The following is an 18,961-nucleotide window of genomic DNA, read 5'->3' on the forward strand; positions in this document are numbered from 1 at the left end:
ACGACGAGGAAACCAACAGTGCGCAAATCTCTCAAACTTTCTGCCGCCGCAATCGCTCTCACCCTCGCTCTGGCAGGGTGCGGCGGCAGCAACGATCTCGAATCCGTGGACTTCAAGGATCAGGGCAAAGGCAAGGCCCCCTCGGTGTCCTTCGACACCCCCCTGTCCGTCAAGGACGAAGACAGCCGTGTCCTGGACAAGGGCGACGGCGAGGACGTCAAGGAAGGCGACACGGTGCTCGTGGACGCGGCCGTCTTCAGCGGTGCGGACCAGAAGAGCCAGGGCGATACCTATTCCGGCTCTCCGATCACGATCACCGTCAACGACCAGCTCAAGGAAAAGCTTCCCAAGGTCTACGACATCCTGAAGGACACCAAGGTCGGAACCAGCTTCGCCTATGCCAAGAAACCCGAAGACAACTCATCCCAGGGTTCGTCGGGTGGTTCCGACGACAAGGATGCGAGCGCCGTGGAGATCTACACCGTCTCCAAGAAGCTCAAGAAGTCCGCCGAAGGTTCCGAGGTCCCACCCCAGGAGGGCCTCCCCAAGGTCACGATGAAGGACAGCGGCCCGGAGATCTCGATCCCCGAGGGCCAGGAAGAGCCGAAGAGCGTCACCGCCCAGAACCTCATCGACGGGAGCGGAGACGAGGTCAAGGACGGCGAGAAGGTCTACGTCAAATACTCGGGCGTGACCTGGTCCGACGGCAAGCAGTTCGATTCGAACTGGACCAAGGACCCCACTGGCTTCCCGCTGGACCAGGTCATCAAGGGGTGGGGCGAAGGTCTCAAGGGCAAGAAGGTCGGCGACCGAGTCCTCCTCGAAGTTCCCACCGACAAGGCCTACGGGAGCAAGGAACAGCTCGGTTCCGAGTCCCAGCAGCCGGCCGGTCCGTTGGTCTTCGTGATCGACATCCTGGGGACCTCCAAGGCGGATCCGCCGGAGGATTCCCAGGGCGGCTCCGGCATGCAACAGGGCGGCCAGCAGGGCGGTGCCCAACAAGGCGCGCAACAGGGCGCCCAGTAGCAGCGATTCACGATCCATTTCTGAAAGGAACCCCATGTCATTCGGACAGCGCAATCTCGACCGCACCAAACCCGAGATCGATTTTCCTGAAGGGCCTGTGCCCGTGTCGCTGCGCGTGACCGACCTGATCGAGGGATCAGGCCGGGCGGTGGAGCGCGGAGACCAGGTCACGTGCCATTACGTCGGAGTGACATTCGACGGCGGCGAAGAATTCGACGCGTCGTGGAACCGGGGAGAGCCGCTGGCGTTCCAGGCCGGCGTCGGACAGGTCATCCAGGGTTGGGACGAAGGTCTGATCGGAATGAAGGTTGGTGGGCGCCGCCGATTGGAGATTCCGTCCGAGCTCGCATACGGCAAGCGCGGCGCCGGGAACGTGATTGGCCCGGATCAGGCCCTCGTATTCGTGGTCGACCTCGTCGAGGCCCGCTCATCGTGAACTCGAAGTCAGCAGACCCGCAAAGTTAGGCCGATCCTGTGCCCGTCAAGGTTCCCGAGCGCTTGTTCGCGCTGTACGGTTTCATGCTCACCCACGAGCGGCCGGTTCCGAGGCAAAGGATCCGGGACAGCATCGACGCGTACCGGAGCATCGGTTCGGACTCGGCCTTCGAGCGAACCTTCGAGCGAGACAAGGCTGCCCTGCGACATCTGGGCATGAAGATTGCGGCCATCCAAGATTATGGCGAGACCCTGTATCGGATCGAGCGGGAGAATCTGTGGCTCGGTCGCGAGGAATTCACCCCGGCGGAAAGGCTGACGCTCGGAATTGCGGCACGCCTGTGGTCCGATCCCAATTATGCGAACGACGCCGAGCGGGCCGTCCGGCGGCTCGGCTACGGTGAACAGGATGCTGACGGCGCCGTTGCGCTGACGCACGTGACACCGCGCCTCAGCGGGGGCGGGGGACATCTCGAAACGATTCTCGGGGCGCTGGCGCACGGCTCCGAGGTTTCCTTCTCCTACAGGTCCGCCCATTCCCTGGACACATCACGACGCCGCTTTCGCCCGTGGGGTGTAGGTCAGCGATTCGACCATTGGTATGTCAGCGGGTGGGACGCCGATCGGCAGGCTCTGCGCAACTTCCGTCTGTCGCGAATGACGTCCATGTCGGTGCGCGAATCGAGCCTTCCCGGAGCGCCCGAGGACTTCTCGATGCAGTCCGTGTTGGAGGGCATTTCGGAATCGCCCGCGCCGGTGGTCGTCCTCCGTTGCACGGTCGGTGCAGCCCCCGTGATCTTGGACTGGTCGGAATCGGGTACGGGATTGCGGCTCCAGGAAGCTTTCCCGGAGACCGACTCCGTGACGCGAATCGTTGAAGCGGCTGTCGATGTTCCGGATGTCCTCGAATTCGTGCGTTGCCTGGCCGAGTTGGGCTCCGGAGTCGAGTTCAGCGTCCCCGAGGGGCAGGAGCTCGATGAGGACTCCGTTCGTCGCGAGGTAGATCGCACCATACAGAGGGCGGTCGACCTCCAGGGGCGCGTTTCCGCGGCCGTCACCGACCGGGATACCGAGATCATCGAGCCCAAGCGTGGCAGGAACAGAGAGTCCAACGACCGTCGATTCGTGCGGCTCGTGGATCTGGCGTCTTACGTGGGAAGCAACCCGGGGTGCGCAATCCGGGACATCTCTCGGCATCTACATGTCAGTGCGGCCCAGGTCAGGCAGGATATCGACGCCCTTGCCAACGCGAGCGACGAGATTCTCGGCGGAGCGTATCTTCGGGTCACGGCGTACGACGACGAAGTCTTCGTCGAACTTCCCGAGGAGCTCGGGCGTGCACTGAACTTGTCGCCGGACCAGACGATCCGACTATTGCTGGCAATCCAACTGCTGGGCCAGGTTTCCCCGGACCACGCGCGCACCGTTGAGGAGATCTCCCGAAAACTCGTCAGTGGCGCCAACGGCGCGGGCGTGTCCTCCGACCAGCTGTCGATTCGCTTGGAACCACAGATCGCGAAAACCGTGGATGCCCTGCGAGCAGCTGCCGATGGCGGACGGATGGTCGAGATCGATTACCGCTCGCGTGGCCAGACGGCCCCCAGCGAACGACGGGTGAGACCCCACGACGTCTATTCACGAGGAAATACCTGGTACCTCGAGGCGGAAAGTCCTGCTCATGCAGAGATCAGGACCTATCGGATTGAGGCGATTCGTGGTCTTCGGGTGGTCGAGGCCGCTGAGGACGACGTCGTCCCGGCGCAACGGGAGTCTCGCCCTGAGCCCGCTCGAACCCTCGTGTGGGTTGCCGCCGATGCCGAGCCTCTGGCGGAGGCGTTGGGGGGAGAGATCCTCGGTCACGCGGCCGTTCCGGGCTCGGCGGGCGACGTCGAAACGCCGCAATCCGGACTCGTGATCGAGATCGATGTCATCGACTGGTTCAGCCTGTACCGATTGATGCTCCATCATGCCGGGTCCATGGCATTGTGGAGGGCGCGGCCCTGGACAACGCAGTGGTACGAATCCGCGAAGGCGCGGGGGATCGATGTCGCCGGGTCCTGGTGACCAGTTCAACCCTGCCTGACGGTCAGGGGAGCGGTATCGATGTTTATAATGAACGTATGCCTTGGTGGTTTTGGATACTCTTGTGGACGGTCCTCGTCCTCGTATCCGCGGCGATTCTCGGGTGGTTGGCCTGGCGAACCGTACAGCGGTTCCTGGGTGCTCTCGAGGACGTCGGTTCACTCGGGGAAGATATGACCAACCGGTGGGAGACATCGGCCAGTTCAGTGGCTACGGGAATCCGTGAGGCACCCGTTCCCGGAATACTCGTCCCAATCCACCGAGCTCGTGAAGAGTATCTTCGCGAACGCTCGACGCGACATCAACGAAAAGCAGCCCAGCGCATCGCGCGGCGGGACCGTCTCGGTCAGCCCCAGAACTTCAGGGATCTGATGCGAGGCGACAAGAAAGGAAGAACCCATGCTCGGTAGGCTCTTTGACCACCCCGTCTATCTCCTGATTCTCCTGGTCATCATTCTCTTGCTCTTCGGCGCCCCGAAACTTCCCGGCATGGCGCGCAGCCTGGGCCAGTCGATGAAGATCTTCAAGTCCGAGGTCAAGGACATGAAGGATGACAAGGACGAGACCTCGGCCAAGAATCACGTCGTCAACGGTGAAGTCGTCGACAACGGAACCGGACGGGGCTCGCATTCCACCGAGTCCTCGACCGATGCTTCCGATGTCCGGGATCAGGGCACGACGAAGAATTAGCCGCTGATGCTCCGGCCGCAAGAACCTCCATCGCAGAGACGGTGAGGTGAGACAGCGGCCGGAGTTCTGCTGACTCGAGGACACGGACCGAAGCATGGCATCCAAATACAGTCGCAAGGGCAACCCCCAGGCGCAGATGGCGTTGCGCGAACACCTCCGGGAGTTTCGCAACCGAGTGATCAAGGCGGCCATAGCCACCGTGTTGGCAGCTGTAGCCGGGTTCTTCTTCTATTACCCGGTCATGCGCGCGATCACTGCGCCGATCGCTGATATTGCTCAGGACCACGGGCGACACGCCAGCATCAACTTCAACGGCGTTGCCTCGGCGTTCGACGTCATGGTCCAGGTTTCACTGGCCATCGGTCTGGTTCTGGCATCACCGGTCTGGCTCTACCAGCTGTGGGCGTACATCACGCCAGCTCTCCACAAGAAGGAAAAGCTGTACGCCGTCAGTTTCGTGTGTGTCTCGGTTCCGTTGTTCCTTCTGGGCATCTGGATCGCTTGGCTGTGCATGCCGACTGCTGTCAAGACCCTGACCGCGTTCACACCCGACGGCCAGTCCAACTTCATTGAGGCGAAGACCTACATCTCCTTCGTCGTCAAGCTGATCATCTCCTTCGGCATCTCCTTCGTTATTCCGGTCGCTCTGGTGGGCGTGAACATGATGGGGCTGATCCGGGGGCGCACCATCCTCAAGTCCTGGCGTTGGGTCGTGGTCGTCGTCGCTCTGCTCGCCGCGATGACGGCCCCGGGCACGGATGTGATGACGATGTTCTATTTGATGGCACCGCTGTTGATCCTGTTCTTCCTCGCCATCGCCATTTGCATGTTCAATGACAAGCGCCGGGACAAGAAGAACGCAAAACTCGTGGAGTCCTACGGCGCCGATTCCCACCAGGCCACGGACGAAGAGGGCCTGGAACAGATCGGTCGGTAGGAGAGTCTCAAGCCTGCACTCCGTAGCCGAGTGCGGCGTAGAGCTGAATCGGTACGTGCGCGTGCGCGCGTGCCGATAGGCTGGAGTCATGCCCAGTTACGCCGAGAAATACGAAGCGGCCAAGGCCCGCAGCGAGTACCTCAAGAGCTCTGTCGGGCTTTTCGAAAGCTCCCTCGACTTTCCGCTCGATGATTTCCAGCGGGAGGCATGCGAGGTATTGCAGGACGGCGACGGCGTCCTGGTCGCCGCGCCCACAGGCGCCGGCAAGACGGTCGTGGGCGAATTTGCGGTATTCCTGGCCCGACGTCAGGGCAAAAAAGCCTTCTACACCACGCCCATCAAGGCTCTGTCGAACCAGAAATTCCATGACCTCAGTCGGATTTACGGAGCCGAGAACGTCGGACTTCTCACGGGGGACATCTCCGTGAACTCGGAAGCCCCCATCATGGTCATGACCACGGAAGTTCTGCGCAACATGCTGTATGCGCAGTCTTCGACCCTTTCCTCGCTCGGTTTCGTGGTGATGGACGAGGTCCATTACCTGGCCGACCGGTTCCGCGGAGCCGTCTGGGAAGAGGTCATGATCCACCTGCCCGAATCCGTGGCCGTCGTATCACTGTCCGCCACCATCTCGAACGCCGAGGAATTCGGACAGTGGCTCGACACAGTGCGTGGGTCCACCCGAGTTGTCGTCTCGGAACATCGTCCCGTTCCGCTCTGGCAGCACGTCATGGCCGGACACCGCCTGTACGACCTGTTTGCGGACAACACGACCATTTCGAAGGCGGCGGACATCGTGCGCCGGGACGGCGCCGAGAAGATCAAGGTCAACACGGATCTGTTGAAGGCCACGTCCCGTCGGGGCCCGGGACCCCGCCGCGGGCCCCGACGCGGCAAAGGAAAGGGCCAAGGCCGCAGCGGTCCGCCGCCCATGCGGCGCGCCCCTCGGCCCGTCGTTCTGAGGTCTCTCGACGAGAACGGGCTGCTGCCCGCGATTTACTTCATCTTCTCCCGCGCAGCATGCGACGACGCCGTGCTGCAATGCATCGCCTCGGATATCCGATTGACCGACCAGCGCCAAGCCCAGATGATTCGTGCCTACATCGCCGAGGCCACGGCGTCGGTGGACCTGAAGGATCTCAGGGTCCTGGGCTTCGAAGACTGGCGCGAGGGCCTGTCCCGGGGGATTGCCGCCCACCATGCCGGAATGCTTCCGCTGTTCAAGGAAATCGTCGAACATCTATTCACTCTGGGGCTGGTCAAGGCGGTCTTCGCGACCGAAACCCTGTCCTTGGGCATCAACATGCCGGCCCGGAGTGTGGTGATTGAGAAACTCTCCAAATTCAATGGCGAGCAGCACGTCGATATCACTCCCGGTGAGTACACCCAGTTGACGGGGCGCGCCGGACGCCGGGGCATCGACGTCGAAGGTCACGCCGTGGTGCTCTGGAATGACGGGATGGATGCCAAGGCCATCGCCGGACTCGCTTCTCGACGCACGTACCCGCTCTACTCGAGCTTCAAACCGACCTACAACATGTCGGTGAACCTCCTGGACCAGTTCGGGGTCGACCGCGCGATGAGCATCCTGGAATCCTCTTTCGCCCAGTTCCAGGCAGACAAGTCGGTGGTCAGCCTCGCGTCCAAGGTGAGACGACAAGAGAAGGCCCTGTCCGGCTACGAAGAGTCCATGACCTGTCACTTGGGCGATTACGTCGAATATGCCAACTTGAAGTACAAGTTGAATCAGACCGAGAAGCGTCGCTCCAAGGAGCGGAAGCGCATGACTCGATCCGCCGCGGAGTCAACGATGCAGCTGCTGGTTCCCGGCGACGTCGTCGATATTCCCCGTGGGCGGAACTCGGGACCCGCGGTTGTGGTGGGGAAACCCCAGGGCGGATTCGAGACTCGAATCGGAGTCGTGACGATGTCTGCCCATCTTCGTGTGATCGGCCCGTCCGAATTCGACGGAAGCATTCAACCTATATCCAAGGTAAAGGTTCCCAAGCACTTCACCGGGCGGACGCCCCAGGACCGACGCGACATGTCAGCGCGGGTCAAGTCTGCACTCGACGAGGGGAAGCCCGGTCGAACCATCAAGCCGCCGAAATCTCCGGACTTCGAATCCCCGGAGGAAGACCAACGCGAAATCGACAGGCTGAGGCGGGCCGTCGAGTCCCACCCGTGCCACGGTTGTTCGGAACGGGAAGACCACGCTCGATGGTTCAACCGATGGGTCAAGTTGAAGAAGGAAACCGACTCTCTTCGGCATCAGATCGATTCGAGAACCAATACGATCGCCCAGCGATTCTCGAATATCCTCGATTTGCTCGCGGATTACGATTACGTCGGTCCGGACGATTCGGGGGAGCCCCAACTGCGTAGCGCGGGGGAGACTTTGCGGAAAATCTACGGCGAACGGGACCTCCTGACGTCGCTGGCGTTGCGTGACGGCTACTTCGAGGGACTGGACCCGGCGGCACTGTGCGCGGCGGCGTCATCCTTGGTCTATTCGGGGAAGCGTGACGAGACCGTCTTCCTCCGGAACTATCCGGCAGGCCTGCAGGACAGGGCGAACCAACTGCACGGCTTGTGGACGGACCTCGCGGGTCGTGAACGCCATCACCGACTGCCAGAGACTCCCGTTCCGGATGTCGGGCTCATGTGGTCCGTCTATCGCTGGGCCAGGGGAGACTCGTTGTCGAAGAGCCTGGAAGGTTCGGGCCTGGTCGCCGGGGATTTCGTGCGCGCGACCAAGCAAGTCATCGACGCCTTGGATCAGTTGGGGCACGCCGTGGACGATCCGATGTGGCGCACCGGATGCGAAGCGGCCACCAATCTCATCAAGCGCGGCGTCATTGTCCACGAATTGGAGACTCCCGCCGGCTCGGACGACGACGTCATCGGCCAGGAATGGGAAGAATCGGAAGAAATATGAGCATGATCACACACAACTACGGTGACGCGACGGTGATGTACAGGAACGGGTCGGTCTACAGCCTCGCCGACCCCTTTGCGACGGCCGTCCTGGTTCAAGGCGACCGCGTCGTTTGGGTCGGAGAAGAAGCAGGGGCCGACTCCCTGACGGATGACAAAGTGACCACGGTGGACCTGGACGGTCTCGTGCTTGTTCCCGGGTTCGTCGGCCGAGCGGACTCGACGCCGGGGGAGAGCGATCGATCGGCCATGATCGCGGCCGGATACACCGCATGCATCGTCGATGACACGCAGCGTTCCATCCAGTTGCATTCCTTTTCGGAGGAACCCGATCGTGAGCTTCCGGCCGAGGTTGTCGTCCGGCGTCAGTCTCAACCAGCCGACTCGTCGGGGAAGAGCGAGATGCTGATCGAGGCCAGTCTGTCGGATACCGGCTGGATTGACCTGGTTCGGGAGGAATTGCGGCTCGGCTCCGCTGTCGGGTTGCTGCCGGGCGGTCAGATGGTGGACGCGGAGAGCACCGTCAACCCGTGGGCCTGGGCGACCTTGGGCCTCCGGAGCGACGTCGACGAGGTCGGGCTGCCCACCCGTGCTACGTTCACGGCGCAGACTCGTGGCGTGAAGAGGCTGTTTCGCGCAGGAGGTCCCTTCGGCGGTCAGATCGTTCCTGACTCTCTGGCGGAATTCACCGGATGGCGGGCCGAGGCCCTCATGGTTCAAACGGCGGACTCCCGAATTGCCGCATGGAGCACGGACCCTCGTGCGCGGACCCCATTGCTCCCGGAACTCGTGGGGGAGAAATATCCGGTCTTCGAGCTGTCCCGGATTGGAAGAACCGAGTACCGGATGTGACGGACAAGCCGGAACAGCTCGTCAGGATATTGTGCACGAGTTGGGATAAAGTAGCGCCGGAACTGAATATCACGAAGTGACACGAGGGCGACCTCACTGACTTCAAGACCTCCGCAGGAGCATTCACAGTGGAACTCAAGACCCTGACAGTGATCCCCACGTACAACGAGCTCGAAGCTCTTCCCGTGGTGATCGAGCGCCTGCGTGCCGCACAGCCCGAGGTCCACGTCCTCGTGGTCGACGACAACAGCCCGGACGGAACCGGTGAGCTCGCCGATCGGCTCTCCCACGAGGACGAGAAAATTCATGTGCTCCACCGGAAAGGCAAGGGAGGCCTGGGGGCGGCCTACATCGCCGGATTCACGTGGGGCATGGAGCGAGACTACGACGTCCTCGTCGAGATGGATGCTGACTGTTCCCACCAGCCGGAACAACTGGGGCGTTTGCTCGAGGCCGTCGAGCGAGGCGCGGACCTCGCCATCGGCTCTCGGTACGTACCCGGGGGAAAGACCGTCAATTGGCCCTGGCACCGTCAGTTCCTCTCTCGCGGAGCCAATTTCTATGCTCAGACGATGTTGGGAACTGATGTTCGCGATATCACCGCTGGATACAGGGCATTTCGTCGCGGGACTCTGGAACGCCTCGATCTGGAAACGATCGACTCGGTAGGCTACTGCTTCCAGATCGATCTCGGGTGGCGAGCCGAGTTGGCGGGACTCACCATTACTGAGGTTCCGATCACGTTCGTTGAACGTGAGGTCGGGGATTCGAAGATGGACTCCGGAGTCATCCTGGAATCGATGACGAAAGTGGCCCGTTGGGGGCTCGGGGCTCGCGCCAAGACCCTGTGCAACAAGCTTCGCGCCGTGCGCGCCACGGCGTAGGCGGCGGACCGGGCGGAGAGACAAAGATCGGGGCGACACCCACTGGGTGTCGCCCCGATCTTTGTCGTCTGCTCGTACGGCGTTGCCAGAACTAGGGTCAGCTCTCCTGGTCGGCCGGAATTTCGTGACGTTCACGGTAGTAATCGATGCGCTTCTGCAAGGTCTCCTCAAGCTCTTCCATCGATCGACGCTCGAGCAACATGTCCCAGTGCGTACGCACGGGCTTCTCATTGCTCGTGTCCGGCTTGCTGCCGTCCATGAGCAGAGCCTCCTTGCCCGACTTCGCGGTCCAGGTTGCCGGGATCTCGGCCTCCGCAGCGAAGGTCACGAAAACCTGTTCGCCGTCGTCGGTCCGGTACTCGACCCGCTGGCGCGGAGCAGGCTGCACGCCCTGTTCGGACTCCATGGACTGGGAGCCCAAGCGCATACCTCGAAGGCTGCGGTCACTCATAGATCATTTCCTTCCCGAGTAGGAACGGGGTCACGGCATCATGTTCAGCGACACAACGCCCACGTTTATTCCTGACTATGGTCTCATTCTCCCGAGCGGAGGCTAAATCAACGCTCCGCAAGGGGAGAGGACCGGTGGCTACTGGCGCCCCGGAATGCCGTAGTCATCGCCGTCGTTCCCGGAATCCTCCGTGGTGGTGGGTGCACCGGAATCCGGGCCCGGCTGATCGTCCATCGCGGGCGAAACCGGCTCGTCCGGGTCGATGCTCGAGGGCGGCATCTCGAAGTCGTCAGGGTTGACGCTGGTCTGGTTGACGTCCGGGTTGAGGTCGTCCTCGGTGACCTTGAGATCCGGGGAGTCGACGATGGGGTCTTCCGAATCGTCGGATTCCGCGGACGTTGGTTCTTCCTCCGACGCCGGGGCAAAGGGATTCATCGGGTCGACACCCTGACCGTCTCCGAAGGCCTTGCCGATGCCTCGCAGCGCGTCGCCCAGCTCGGTCGGGACGAACCACAGCTTGTTGGAATCGCCCTCGGCCAGCTTCGGAAGTGTCTGCAGGTACTGGTAGCTGAGGAGTTTCTGCGACGGATTTGCCTTGTGAATGGCGGAAAACACCTTGTGAATGGCCTGCGCCTCGCCGTCGGCACGCAGGATGGCTGCTTTCGCGTCACCTTCGGCCGAGAGGATCGAGGCCTGGCGTTCGCCTTCGGCCGTCAGAATCGAGGACTGTTTGGCGCCCTCGGCGGTCAGGATGGCCGCACGACGATCACGCTCGGCGCGCATCTGCTTCTCCATGGAGTCCTGGATGGACACGGGCGGCTGGATTTCCTTGATGTCGACGCGAGAAACGCGAAGACCCCAACGACCCGTGGTGCTGTCCAGAACACCGCGCAACTCGGCGTTGATCTGGTCGCGCGAGGTCAGGGCCTGCTCGAGGTTCAACCCGCCGACGACGTTGCGCAGCGTTGCGCTCGTGAGCTCGTCCACGGCGTGGATGTAGTTCGTGATTTCGTAGGTTGCGGCCCGAGGGTCGGTGACCTGGAAGTACACCACGGTGTCGATGCCGACCACGAGGTTGTCCTCGGTGATAACCGACTGGGACGGGAAGGAAACCACCTGTTCGCGCAAATCGATGAGCGGCAGGACGCGGTCGATGAAGGGGACCACGAAGTGCAATCCCGGGTTGAGGGTCGAATAATATTTTCCAAGTCGCTCAACGATGCCGGCCTTGGCCTGGGGAATGATGCGCACCGCCTTGAACAGTGCGATCACGACCAGCAGGATCAGCAGCACGAGCACAATGATGAGTGGTGCCATGGGGATGTACCTTCCTTGGTGGTGCCTCGAGTCGGGAACGTTTCGCCGGTTATTCGGGCCTGTTTTCTCCGGTGGAAGCATCGACCACGGCGGTTGCCCCGTCAATGCTCTGAACGACCGCGGTCGACCCTGCGGGAAGGACCACGTCATGATTCGATGTCCGTGCTGTCCAGTGGTCACCCTCGAGTCGGACGAGCCCGGAGACCTGGGAGACGTCTTCGAGCACCTCGACGCGCTGACCGACCAAACGATCGACATTGCTCAGCGTCTGGGGCGTGTTCCGGTTCAGACGCCGCACAATAATCGGTCGGACCAGGAAGATCAGCAGGACCGACGCCACGGCGAAAACCAGAACCTGTATGGTCCAGCTGTCGGTGGCCAACGCAGTCAATGTCGCGGCGAAACTTCCGCCGGCCAGCATGAGACAGAAGAAATCCAGGGACAGCATTTCGACCACCGCGAGAACAATGGCGGCGATCAGCCACACCGCAAAAGGATTTTCCACGATCCAGGTCAGCACGAGCGACGTTCCTTCCATCGGTTGTACTCACCATGTTGCCTGCAAAACTGCTGGGGACCAAGGATCACCGCACCACATCAACCATCCCACTAACGCCGATAATCTACATTATGTAAAGTAATGCTTTCGGCCCGGCCCCCGATCGCTCCTGATCTCAGCGCTGGGATAGATTCGATACATGCCCTCCATCGAATCAGCTCATACCGCGAACCGCACCGACCAGCGCCAGACGACGTCGGCATCCGTGTGGCCCTATGTCGCGGCCGACCTCGTGCTCGTCATCCTCTTCGCTGCCATTGGCCGCAGTTCCCACGGCGAAAGTCTCGCGGGAACGGCCCTGACGGCATGGCCATTTCTCGTGGGCGCCATTGTTGGTTGGCTGTTGTCCAAGGCCTGGCGCGCCCCTGCAAGCCTGATCCCTTCGGGTGTGACCATCTGGCTTGCGACGGTCATCGTCGGCATGCTTCTGCGCGCTGCGACAGGAAGCGGGACACATTGGTCCTTCATCATCGTGGCAACCATCGCCAATGCGGTCTTTCTGCTGGGTTACCGCGTGCTGGCACGAGTCATAGCGAAGATCGCCCAGCGGCGGCCGTGAGTCCCGGCCTCGTCGACTCAGGGTATCACTCATTCACCTTAAAGTATAGATTTAATCTTTGAGGAACCTGATCCACGACGTCAGGACTTCCTCCGCACGTCCGGAATCCAGCGCATCCTGAGCCCGAGAGATTGCAGCATTGAGGCGATCGGTCAAGGGGCTCGATGCTTCCTTCTCGGCGGCGACAAGGCCAGCGGCCGCATTCAGCACGACCGTGTCGCGAATGGGGCCGCTCTCCCCCGCCATGACCCGCTGAATGACTTCGGCATTGAACTGCGCATCCTTGCCGGTGATGTCGGCCAAGGTGTTCGACGGGAGGTCGAGGTCGGCCACCTCGATCACGCTCTCTGTGATGTGACCGTCGTGGGCCTCCCACATCTGAGTCGGCCCGATCAGGCTCAACTCGTCGAGATTCAGCGGTCCCGTGAATACCAGTGCGTGGTCACCACGGCGGGCGAAGACATCCGCCATGAGGGGTGCGATGCGTGTGCTGGACACCCCGATCACGGATGAGGCGACGCGTGCCGGATTGGCCAGTGGTCCCAGATAATTGAAAACGGTGGGAACCCCGAGCGTCTTGCGAATGGGGCCGATGTACCGCATGGCCGGATGGTAGGTGTTGGCAAAAAGGAACGAGATGCCGACCTCGCCGACGGAGGCCTCGACCCTCGCCGCGGGTGCGTCGAGAGGCAGGCCCAGCCGTTCCAGGGCGTCCGCAGATCCTGTTGACGACGACGACGCCCGGTTGCCGTGCTTCACGACCTTGACGCCTGCCCCGGCAATGACGAGAGAAGCCATCGTCGAGATGTTGACCGTGTTGTGCTGATCACCACCGGTTCCCACGATATCCACCGCATCTCGTGGGCCGCCGTATGGCTCCGCCATATCCAGCATCTGCTCCGAAAGTCCGTGGAGCTCCTCCGCCGTCTCCCCCTTGGTGTGCAGTCCAACCAGGAAGGCGGCCACCTGGACGGGGTCGGCCAGGCCGGACATCATCTCTCGCATGGCCCACGCGGCCTCGTCATAACTCAGGTCTTCGTGCCGTTCGATCGCGTTGATCAGACTCTTCCACGTTGGCTGCGCGCCGGCGCTCTCGGTGTTGCTCATACGACAACCCTAGACGATGAAATACCCCTTCCTGTGGCCCCTACGCCGATGTCCTGTGCGGAAGCTGGATGAAGCCTGGGTCTTCGACTGTGGCGGCCGTCCCACCATTACGTGACTTTAAAGGCCAGAACCGAGACGAAGCCCTGCAAATCCGCGCCAGCGAGGCGATCCGCGGGGCTCAGGATGACACGCCGGAGCAACGCGCACCGGCTCCTGTTGGTTCGGCGGGAGTTTTACCGACATAATGTCTATGTGACAACTGCAACCCATACTCCCAGTAAGTCGGCACAACCGACGCTCAATCGCCCCAACATCGTGTCCGTCGGCACGGTGGTATGGCTCGCGAGTGAGCTGATGTTCTTTGCCGGACTGTTTGCCATGTACTTCACCCTGCGGGCCACGTCGCCCGACGTGTGGGCGGAGAACACTCACCACCTGAATATCCCGCTGGCCCTGACGAACACGATCGTGCTCGTCCTGAGCTCGGTCACCTGCCAGTTCGGCGTGTTCAAGGCCGAGCAGCTCAAGGCCCGTCGCACAGGATCGATCTTCCAGGTCGGCCAGTGGGGCATGGTTGAGTGGTTCCTCCTGACCTTCGTCATGGGCGCCTTCTTCGTCAGTGTCCAGGCCATGGAGTACGCGACCTTGGTCTCCGAAGGCGTTTCCATCGCGGCCAGCGCCTATGGTTCGGCGTTCTACATCACGACAGGCTTCCACGCATTGCACGTGACCGCCGGTTTGATCGCGTTCCTCTTCATCATTGGACGCGCGTACGTCGCCAAGCGATTCGGACACTACGAGGCAACCTCGGCGATCGTGGTTTCCTATTACTGGCACTTCGTCGATGTGGTCTGGATCGTGCTGTTCATCGTGGTCTACTTCGTGAAGTAGCTCCGCGGATCGCCCGCCCACACATCAATCACACACAGACAAAGGAACTCTTGACGTGAAGGCACTCTCCCAGAAGCGGCGTCACCCGCTGGCGGCCATTATTCTGTTGGCTGTCGCCCTCGTCCTGACTGGTGGCCTCTATGCAGTTGCCTCCGCCACCAATCAGGCCAAGGCCGACTCGGAACAGAACTACACTGCCGACGACATCGCCGCAGGACAGAAGCTGTTCCAGTCGAACTGCGCAACCTGCCACGGAACCAGCGGCGAGGGCACCGACAACGGCCCGTCGCTGGTCGGCGTCGGCGCCGCTGCGGTTGACTTCCAGGTCGGAACAGGACGTATGCCCATGCAGATGCAGGGCACTCAGGCTCAGATCAAGCCGGGTCAGTTCACTGACGATCAGACCAAGCAGCTGTCCTCCTACGTCGCTTCCCTCGGTGCCGGTCCCGGAGTTCCGGACAAGGAATCCCTGGACACCAGCAAGGGAGATGCCGCCAACGGCGCCAAGGTGTTCCTCGCGAACTGCGCAATGTGCCACAACGCGGCGGGCTCCGGCGGTGCGCTGACGCGCGGCAAGTTCGCTCCCACCCTCATGAATGTCTCCGAGGAGCACATCTACGAGGCCATGGAAACCGGTCCTCAGAACATGCCGGTGTTCAACGACGCCAACATCACCCCGGATGAAAAGCGTGACGTCATTACCTACCTGAAGGCTCAGGAGAGCAACAGCTCCCCCGGCGGTCTGGCGCTCGGCTCGCTCGGCCCCGTGTCGGAGGGCCTGTTCATCTGGACCATTGGTCTGGGTCTGGTCATCGGTTTCACCGTGTGGCTGACCTCGCGGTCCGCGTAAGCCCGACCGCGCATCACACACCTACCAGCAGCTCGTACCAAGGAAGTTAGAGGATCACATGGGCAACCATCGTGACGGAGCACCGGAGCGTTCCGGCGCCGTTGCTACCTCAGGAGACCAGAATCAGGAACAATTCCCGGATCCCGGTCTCCCTCACCACGAACCGCGTCTGACCGATCTGGACCCCAAGCGCGCCAAGCGCGCCGAACGCCAGGTCTCCTGGCTCTTCATCCTGTCTATCGTCGGAGCGTTCGTATTCTGGATCGGCTTCTTCGCCATCAAGGCGGACGGGGACATGTTCAACGTGAACAATCCGGATCCGACCAGCAACCTTCGGCTCCAGAACCTGTTGCTCGGCCTCGGCATTGCGTGCACGATGTTCGGTATCGGCATCGGAATCGTGCAGTGGGCTCGTACCCTGATGCCCGACCACGAAATGGTCGAGATGCGCCACGAGATCAGCTCGGAAGAATCCAGGGCTTCTGCTCAGGAGATCGTCGAGACGATCATCGACGAGTCCGGGATCAAGCGCCGTCCGTTGCTGCGCAACACGATGATCGGCGCGATCATTCTTGCGCCACTGACTTTCATCACGCTGTTCCGCGAGCTCGGCCCCATCGATCCCAAGGTTCTCTCGCACACATTGTGGGACAAGGGTGTCCGGCTGGTCCGTGACCCCTCCGGGACTCCCATCAAGGCCTCGGATGTCACCTTGGGCTCCGCTTACCACGTCTTGCCGGAAAACATCTTGGACATTTCCCATGAGGACGGATACCTCGAGGAGAAGGCCAAGGCAGTGGTTTTGCTGATGCGCATGGATCCCGAAGAGCTCCATGTGTCCGATGACCGCAAGGATTGGAACGTCGACGGGATCATCGCCTACTCCAAGGTGTGCACCCACGTCGGTTGTCCCATCGCCCTGTACGAGCAGCGCACGCACCACTTGTTGTGCCCGTGCCACCAGTCCACGTTCGACGCGGCCAACGAATGCGCTGTCGTGTTCGGCCCCGCCGCGCACGCTCTGCCCCAGTTGCCGATCACCGTCGATTCCGAGGGATACCTCGTGGCGCGCAGCGACTTCCACGAGCCGGTCGGCCCGGCCTACTGGGAGCGGGGCAAGCAGAAGCAAGAGATGGCGAGTGAGGCCTAAACATGTCTAATGCTGTAAACGAATACCAGGCCTCGACCACCCCGGGGCGCATCGCAAACTTTGTGGACACTCGCGTGGGCATGTCCGGCATTGTCCGCGAGTTCGGTCGGAAGATCTTCCCGGACCACTGGACGTTCATGTTCGGCGAGGTTGCTCTCTACAGCCTCGTGATCCTGATCCTGTCCGGGACGTACCTGACCTTCTTCTTCGACCCTTCGATGACGTCGAAGGTCTACGACGGAAGCTATGTCCCGATGAAGGGCGTCGAGATGTCGGCCGCCTACGCTTCCGCATTGCACATTTCATTCGACATACGTGGCGGCCTGTTCATGCGACAGGTTCATCACTGGGCCGCGCTGATGTTCGTGGTTGCCATTGCCGTGCACATGATGCGCGTGTTCTTCACCGGTGCGTTCCGTCGGCCTCGTGAGCTGAACTGGGTTGTCGGTGGCATGCTCTTCGTGTTGTCCATGGCGGCAGGCTTCACCGGGTACTCCCTCCCTGACGATGTGCTCTCCGGCAACGGTCTGCGCATCATCGACGGCGTCATGAAGGCCATCCCCCTCGTCGGCACTCACTTGTCCCTGTTCTTCTTCGGAGGCGAGTTCCCGGGTCACGCCGTCATCGGGCGCCTGTACACGTTGCACATCATGATCATCCCCGCGCTGATCCTGCTGACCGTGGCCACTCACCTGTTCATGGTGGTTGTTCACAAGCACACCCAGTACCCGGGCCCGGGCCGTACCGAGAAAAACGTGGTCGGGTTCCCCGTGGGGCCGGTGTACGCGGCCAAGGCCGGCGGGTTCTTCTTCGTGGTCTTCGGAATCATTGCTCTCATGGCTGGCACGGTGACGATCAACGCGATCTGGAACTACGGCCCCTACGATCCCTCCCCCGTTCAGGCTGGTACGCAGCCCGACTGGTACATCGGTTGGGTCGACGGCGCCCTGCGCCTCATGCCCGGTGCATGGCCCTGGCACTGGCAGGTCCAGGCCGGCGGAACCTGGGTCCTGGCAGTTCTGCTTCCGATGGTTCCGGCCGCAATCCTCCTGGGTCTGTTCTTCACCTGGCCCTGGCTCGAGCGCTGGGTCACCAAGGACAATCGCGAACACCACATCCTGGACCGTCCTCGCAACGCTCCTTTCCGGACGGGTGCGGGCGTCGCGGGCGTCACCTGGTACTCCATCATGATGATGGCTGCGAGCTCTGACCTCATTGCGACCCACTTCCATGTGGCGCTGAACGATGTGGCCTATGTGCTTCGGTTCTTCTTCTTCTTTGGACCGTTCATCGCCTTCGAGATCACTCGCAGAATCTGCCTCTCGCTGCAACGCAAGGACCGCGAACTGGTGCTTCATGGCATCGAAACAGGCCGAGTGGTCCAGTTGCCGCACGGTGAATTCATCGAGGTCCACGAACCGCTCAATGAGTACGACAGGTACCGCCTGGTGAACTTCAATTCGCCCGTGGTCTCCCCGGCTCAGCCGGACAAGAAGGGCAAGATCAGCGGTGGTGAGAAGGTTCGCGGCCGGTTGTCGCGCCTCTTCTTCGAAGACCGTGTTGCCCCGGTTTCGCCCGAGGAACTGGAAGCAGCGCACAAACACCACGAGCTGGAATCCGGTAGCCACTGAGCGTCGGACACAGTGCCTGAGAGAAGGCCCCGCCCCCTGCCAGGGGCGGGGCTTTCGTGCTTTCTGAGCCCTTGGGAGAACGACGTGAACTGCGTGCCTCAAGGCAGGACGGCGTCATTGACGGGTCCAGGTGCCCAAGCGATCTCCCAGCGGTACCCATCAGGGTCGGCAAAATATCCGCTGTACCCGCCCCACTCGCGATGGGCCGCCACAGACACGAAGGGCGCGCCGGCCTCGCGGGCAGCTCGCAGGACCCCATCAACCTCCTCTGCTGACCCAACATTGTGAGCGAGTGTGAGTGGCGCAAGCCCCGGCCCCGGAGCAATAGCTCCAACCTCCTCCTCGAACGCTTCCTGACGCCACAGGGACAAGATCAGATGCTCCCCGGCTCGCATCATCAGGACGTCGTCGGCCTCCAGATCAGGGGCCCATCCGAGACCGTCGACATAGAACCGTCGAGACGCGTCCAGATCCGAGGTGGCCAGTGTGATGAGTGATATTCGCTGCTCCATCGGTCCAGCCTACCCATGACGACACTCCGCTGACGGCGGGCTCGGTGGCAGGGATATCACCATGATTGCCAGGTCAGCCGACCATGATGAC

Annotated in this window: 19 protein-coding genes; 13 read left to right on the top strand and 6 right to left on the bottom strand. The window is 61.8% G+C overall.

From position 1 onward, the window contains the following. Positions 1-18 precede the first annotated feature (18 nt). From ACTSLZ_RS08250 to ACTSLZ_RS08260, 3 genes are read left to right on the top strand one after another with little or no spacing between them, the layout of a single operon-like run. Positions 19-1,026 carry an FKBP-type peptidyl-prolyl cis-trans isomerase gene (locus tag ACTSLZ_RS08250; RefSeq protein WP_178979826.1) on the top strand — a complete coding sequence of 336 codons (1,008 nt, stop codon included), beginning with the start codon at positions 19-21 and terminating at the stop codon, positions 1,024-1,026. A gap of 34 nt (positions 1,027-1,060) precedes the next feature. Next, complete coding sequence (locus tag ACTSLZ_RS08255) at positions 1,061-1,462, top strand: FKBP-type peptidyl-prolyl cis-trans isomerase (RefSeq protein WP_443094691.1); 402 nt, start codon at positions 1,061-1,063, stop codon at positions 1,460-1,462. A 38-nt stretch (positions 1,463-1,500) separates the two neighbouring features. Further along, positions 1,501-3,525 carry a helix-turn-helix transcriptional regulator gene (locus ACTSLZ_RS08260; RefSeq protein ID WP_443094692.1) on the top strand — a complete coding sequence of 675 codons (2,025 nt, stop codon included), beginning with the start codon at positions 1,501-1,503 and terminating at the stop codon, positions 3,523-3,525. A 221-nt stretch (positions 3,526-3,746) separates the two neighbouring features. Here the strand turns inward: ACTSLZ_RS08260 and ACTSLZ_RS08265 are convergent, their stop codons facing one another. Then, on the bottom strand, positions 3,747-3,944 hold the full coding sequence (locus ACTSLZ_RS08265) for a hypothetical protein (protein WP_129314380.1): 198 nt from the start codon (positions 3,942-3,944) through the stop codon (positions 3,747-3,749). On the opposite strand from ACTSLZ_RS08265, the gene tatA reads away from it, so the two are divergent. From tatA to ACTSLZ_RS08290, 5 genes are all read left to right on the top strand, one after another. Further along, positions 3,943-4,233, top strand: coding sequence for a Sec-independent protein translocase subunit TatA (gene tatA / locus ACTSLZ_RS08270; RefSeq protein WP_129314381.1), 291 nt, complete (start codon positions 3,943-3,945; stop codon positions 4,231-4,233). The genes ACTSLZ_RS08265 and tatA overlap by 2 nt on opposite strands. A gap of 94 nt (positions 4,234-4,327) precedes the next feature. After that, positions 4,328-5,170 (top strand): twin-arginine translocase subunit TatC, encoded by an 843-nt coding sequence (gene tatC / locus ACTSLZ_RS08275; RefSeq protein WP_436594133.1) that lies wholly within the window; start codon positions 4,328-4,330, stop codon positions 5,168-5,170. An 88-nt stretch (positions 5,171-5,258) separates the two neighbouring features. Continuing rightward, positions 5,259-8,108, top strand: a complete 2,850-nt coding sequence (locus tag ACTSLZ_RS08280; RefSeq protein ID WP_443094693.1) for a DEAD/DEAH box helicase — start codon at positions 5,259-5,261, stop codon at positions 8,106-8,108. Continuing rightward, positions 8,105-8,959 (top strand): hypothetical protein, encoded by an 855-nt coding sequence (locus ACTSLZ_RS08285; RefSeq protein ID WP_443094694.1) that lies wholly within the window; start codon positions 8,105-8,107, stop codon positions 8,957-8,959. Before ACTSLZ_RS08280 ends, ACTSLZ_RS08285 begins: the two co-directional genes overlap by 4 nt. Positions 8,960-9,087: 128 nt before the next feature. Further along, positions 9,088-9,843: a polyprenol monophosphomannose synthase gene (locus ACTSLZ_RS08290; protein ID WP_129314385.1), complete on the top strand. Its 756-nt coding sequence runs from the start codon at positions 9,088-9,090 to the stop codon at positions 9,841-9,843. Between the two features lie 97 nt (positions 9,844-9,940). On the opposite strand, the gene ACTSLZ_RS08295 is transcribed toward ACTSLZ_RS08290, so the two are convergent. The 3 genes from ACTSLZ_RS08295 to ACTSLZ_RS08305 form a co-directional block, all read right to left on the bottom strand. Then, a complete protein-coding gene (locus tag ACTSLZ_RS08295; protein WP_129314386.1) occupies positions 9,941-10,294 on the bottom strand; it encodes an RNA polymerase-binding protein RbpA in 354 nt (117 codons plus the stop codon). Positions 10,295-10,432: 138 nt separating this feature from the next. Continuing rightward, the gene (locus ACTSLZ_RS08300; RefSeq protein WP_443094695.1) at positions 10,433-11,611 is read right to left on the bottom strand and encodes an SPFH domain-containing protein; all 1,179 of its coding nucleotides are present in this window, start codon (positions 11,609-11,611) and stop codon (positions 10,433-10,435) included. Positions 11,612-11,660: 49 nt separating this feature from the next. Beyond that, positions 11,661-12,149, bottom strand: a complete 489-nt coding sequence (locus tag ACTSLZ_RS08305; protein ID WP_443094696.1) for an NfeD family protein — start codon at positions 12,147-12,149, stop codon at positions 11,661-11,663. Between the two features lie 160 nt (positions 12,150-12,309). On the opposite strand from ACTSLZ_RS08305, the gene ACTSLZ_RS08310 reads away from it, so the two are divergent. Further along, positions 12,310-12,729: a DUF3054 domain-containing protein gene (locus ACTSLZ_RS08310; protein WP_129314389.1), complete on the top strand. Its 420-nt coding sequence runs from the start codon at positions 12,310-12,312 to the stop codon at positions 12,727-12,729. A gap of 51 nt (positions 12,730-12,780) precedes the next feature. Here ACTSLZ_RS08310 and trpD read toward each other — a convergent pair whose 3' ends face one another. Then, the gene (gene trpD / locus ACTSLZ_RS08315; protein ID WP_129314390.1) at positions 12,781-13,836 is read right to left on the bottom strand and encodes an anthranilate phosphoribosyltransferase; all 1,056 of its coding nucleotides are present in this window, start codon (positions 13,834-13,836) and stop codon (positions 12,781-12,783) included. Between the two features lie 252 nt (positions 13,837-14,088). On the opposite strand from trpD, the gene ctaE reads away from it, so the two are divergent. Genes ctaE through qcrB form a run of 4 tightly spaced genes read left to right on the top strand, consistent with a single transcriptional unit; the run spans position 14,089 to position 18,358 of the window. Next, complete coding sequence (gene ctaE, locus ACTSLZ_RS08320; RefSeq protein ID WP_129314391.1) at positions 14,089-14,727, top strand: aa3-type cytochrome oxidase subunit III; 639 nt, start codon at positions 14,089-14,091, stop codon at positions 14,725-14,727. A 55-nt stretch (positions 14,728-14,782) separates the two neighbouring features. Further along, positions 14,783-15,577: a cytochrome bc1 complex diheme cytochrome c subunit gene (gene qcrC / locus ACTSLZ_RS08325; RefSeq protein WP_129314392.1), complete on the top strand. Its 795-nt coding sequence runs from the start codon at positions 14,783-14,785 to the stop codon at positions 15,575-15,577. 58 nt (positions 15,578-15,635) lie between these two features. After that, a complete protein-coding gene (qcrA, locus tag ACTSLZ_RS08330) occupies positions 15,636-16,727 on the top strand; it encodes a cytochrome bc1 complex Rieske iron-sulfur subunit (protein WP_129314393.1) in 1,092 nt (363 codons plus the stop codon). A 2-nt stretch (positions 16,728-16,729) separates the two neighbouring features. Next, positions 16,730-18,358 (top strand): cytochrome bc1 complex cytochrome b subunit, encoded by a 1,629-nt coding sequence (gene qcrB / locus ACTSLZ_RS08335; protein ID WP_443094697.1) that lies wholly within the window; start codon positions 16,730-16,732, stop codon positions 18,356-18,358. A 98-nt stretch (positions 18,359-18,456) separates the two neighbouring features. Here qcrB and ACTSLZ_RS08340 read toward each other — a convergent pair whose 3' ends face one another. Then, positions 18,457-18,870: a VOC family protein gene (locus ACTSLZ_RS08340; RefSeq protein WP_397554693.1), complete on the bottom strand. Its 414-nt coding sequence runs from the start codon at positions 18,868-18,870 to the stop codon at positions 18,457-18,459. Between the last annotated feature and the right edge of the window lie 91 nt (positions 18,871-18,961).

The sequence above is a fragment of the Rothia koreensis genome, assembly GCF_052232265.1.
GTDB lineage: Bacteria > Actinomycetota > Actinomycetes > Actinomycetales > Micrococcaceae > Rothia > Rothia koreensis.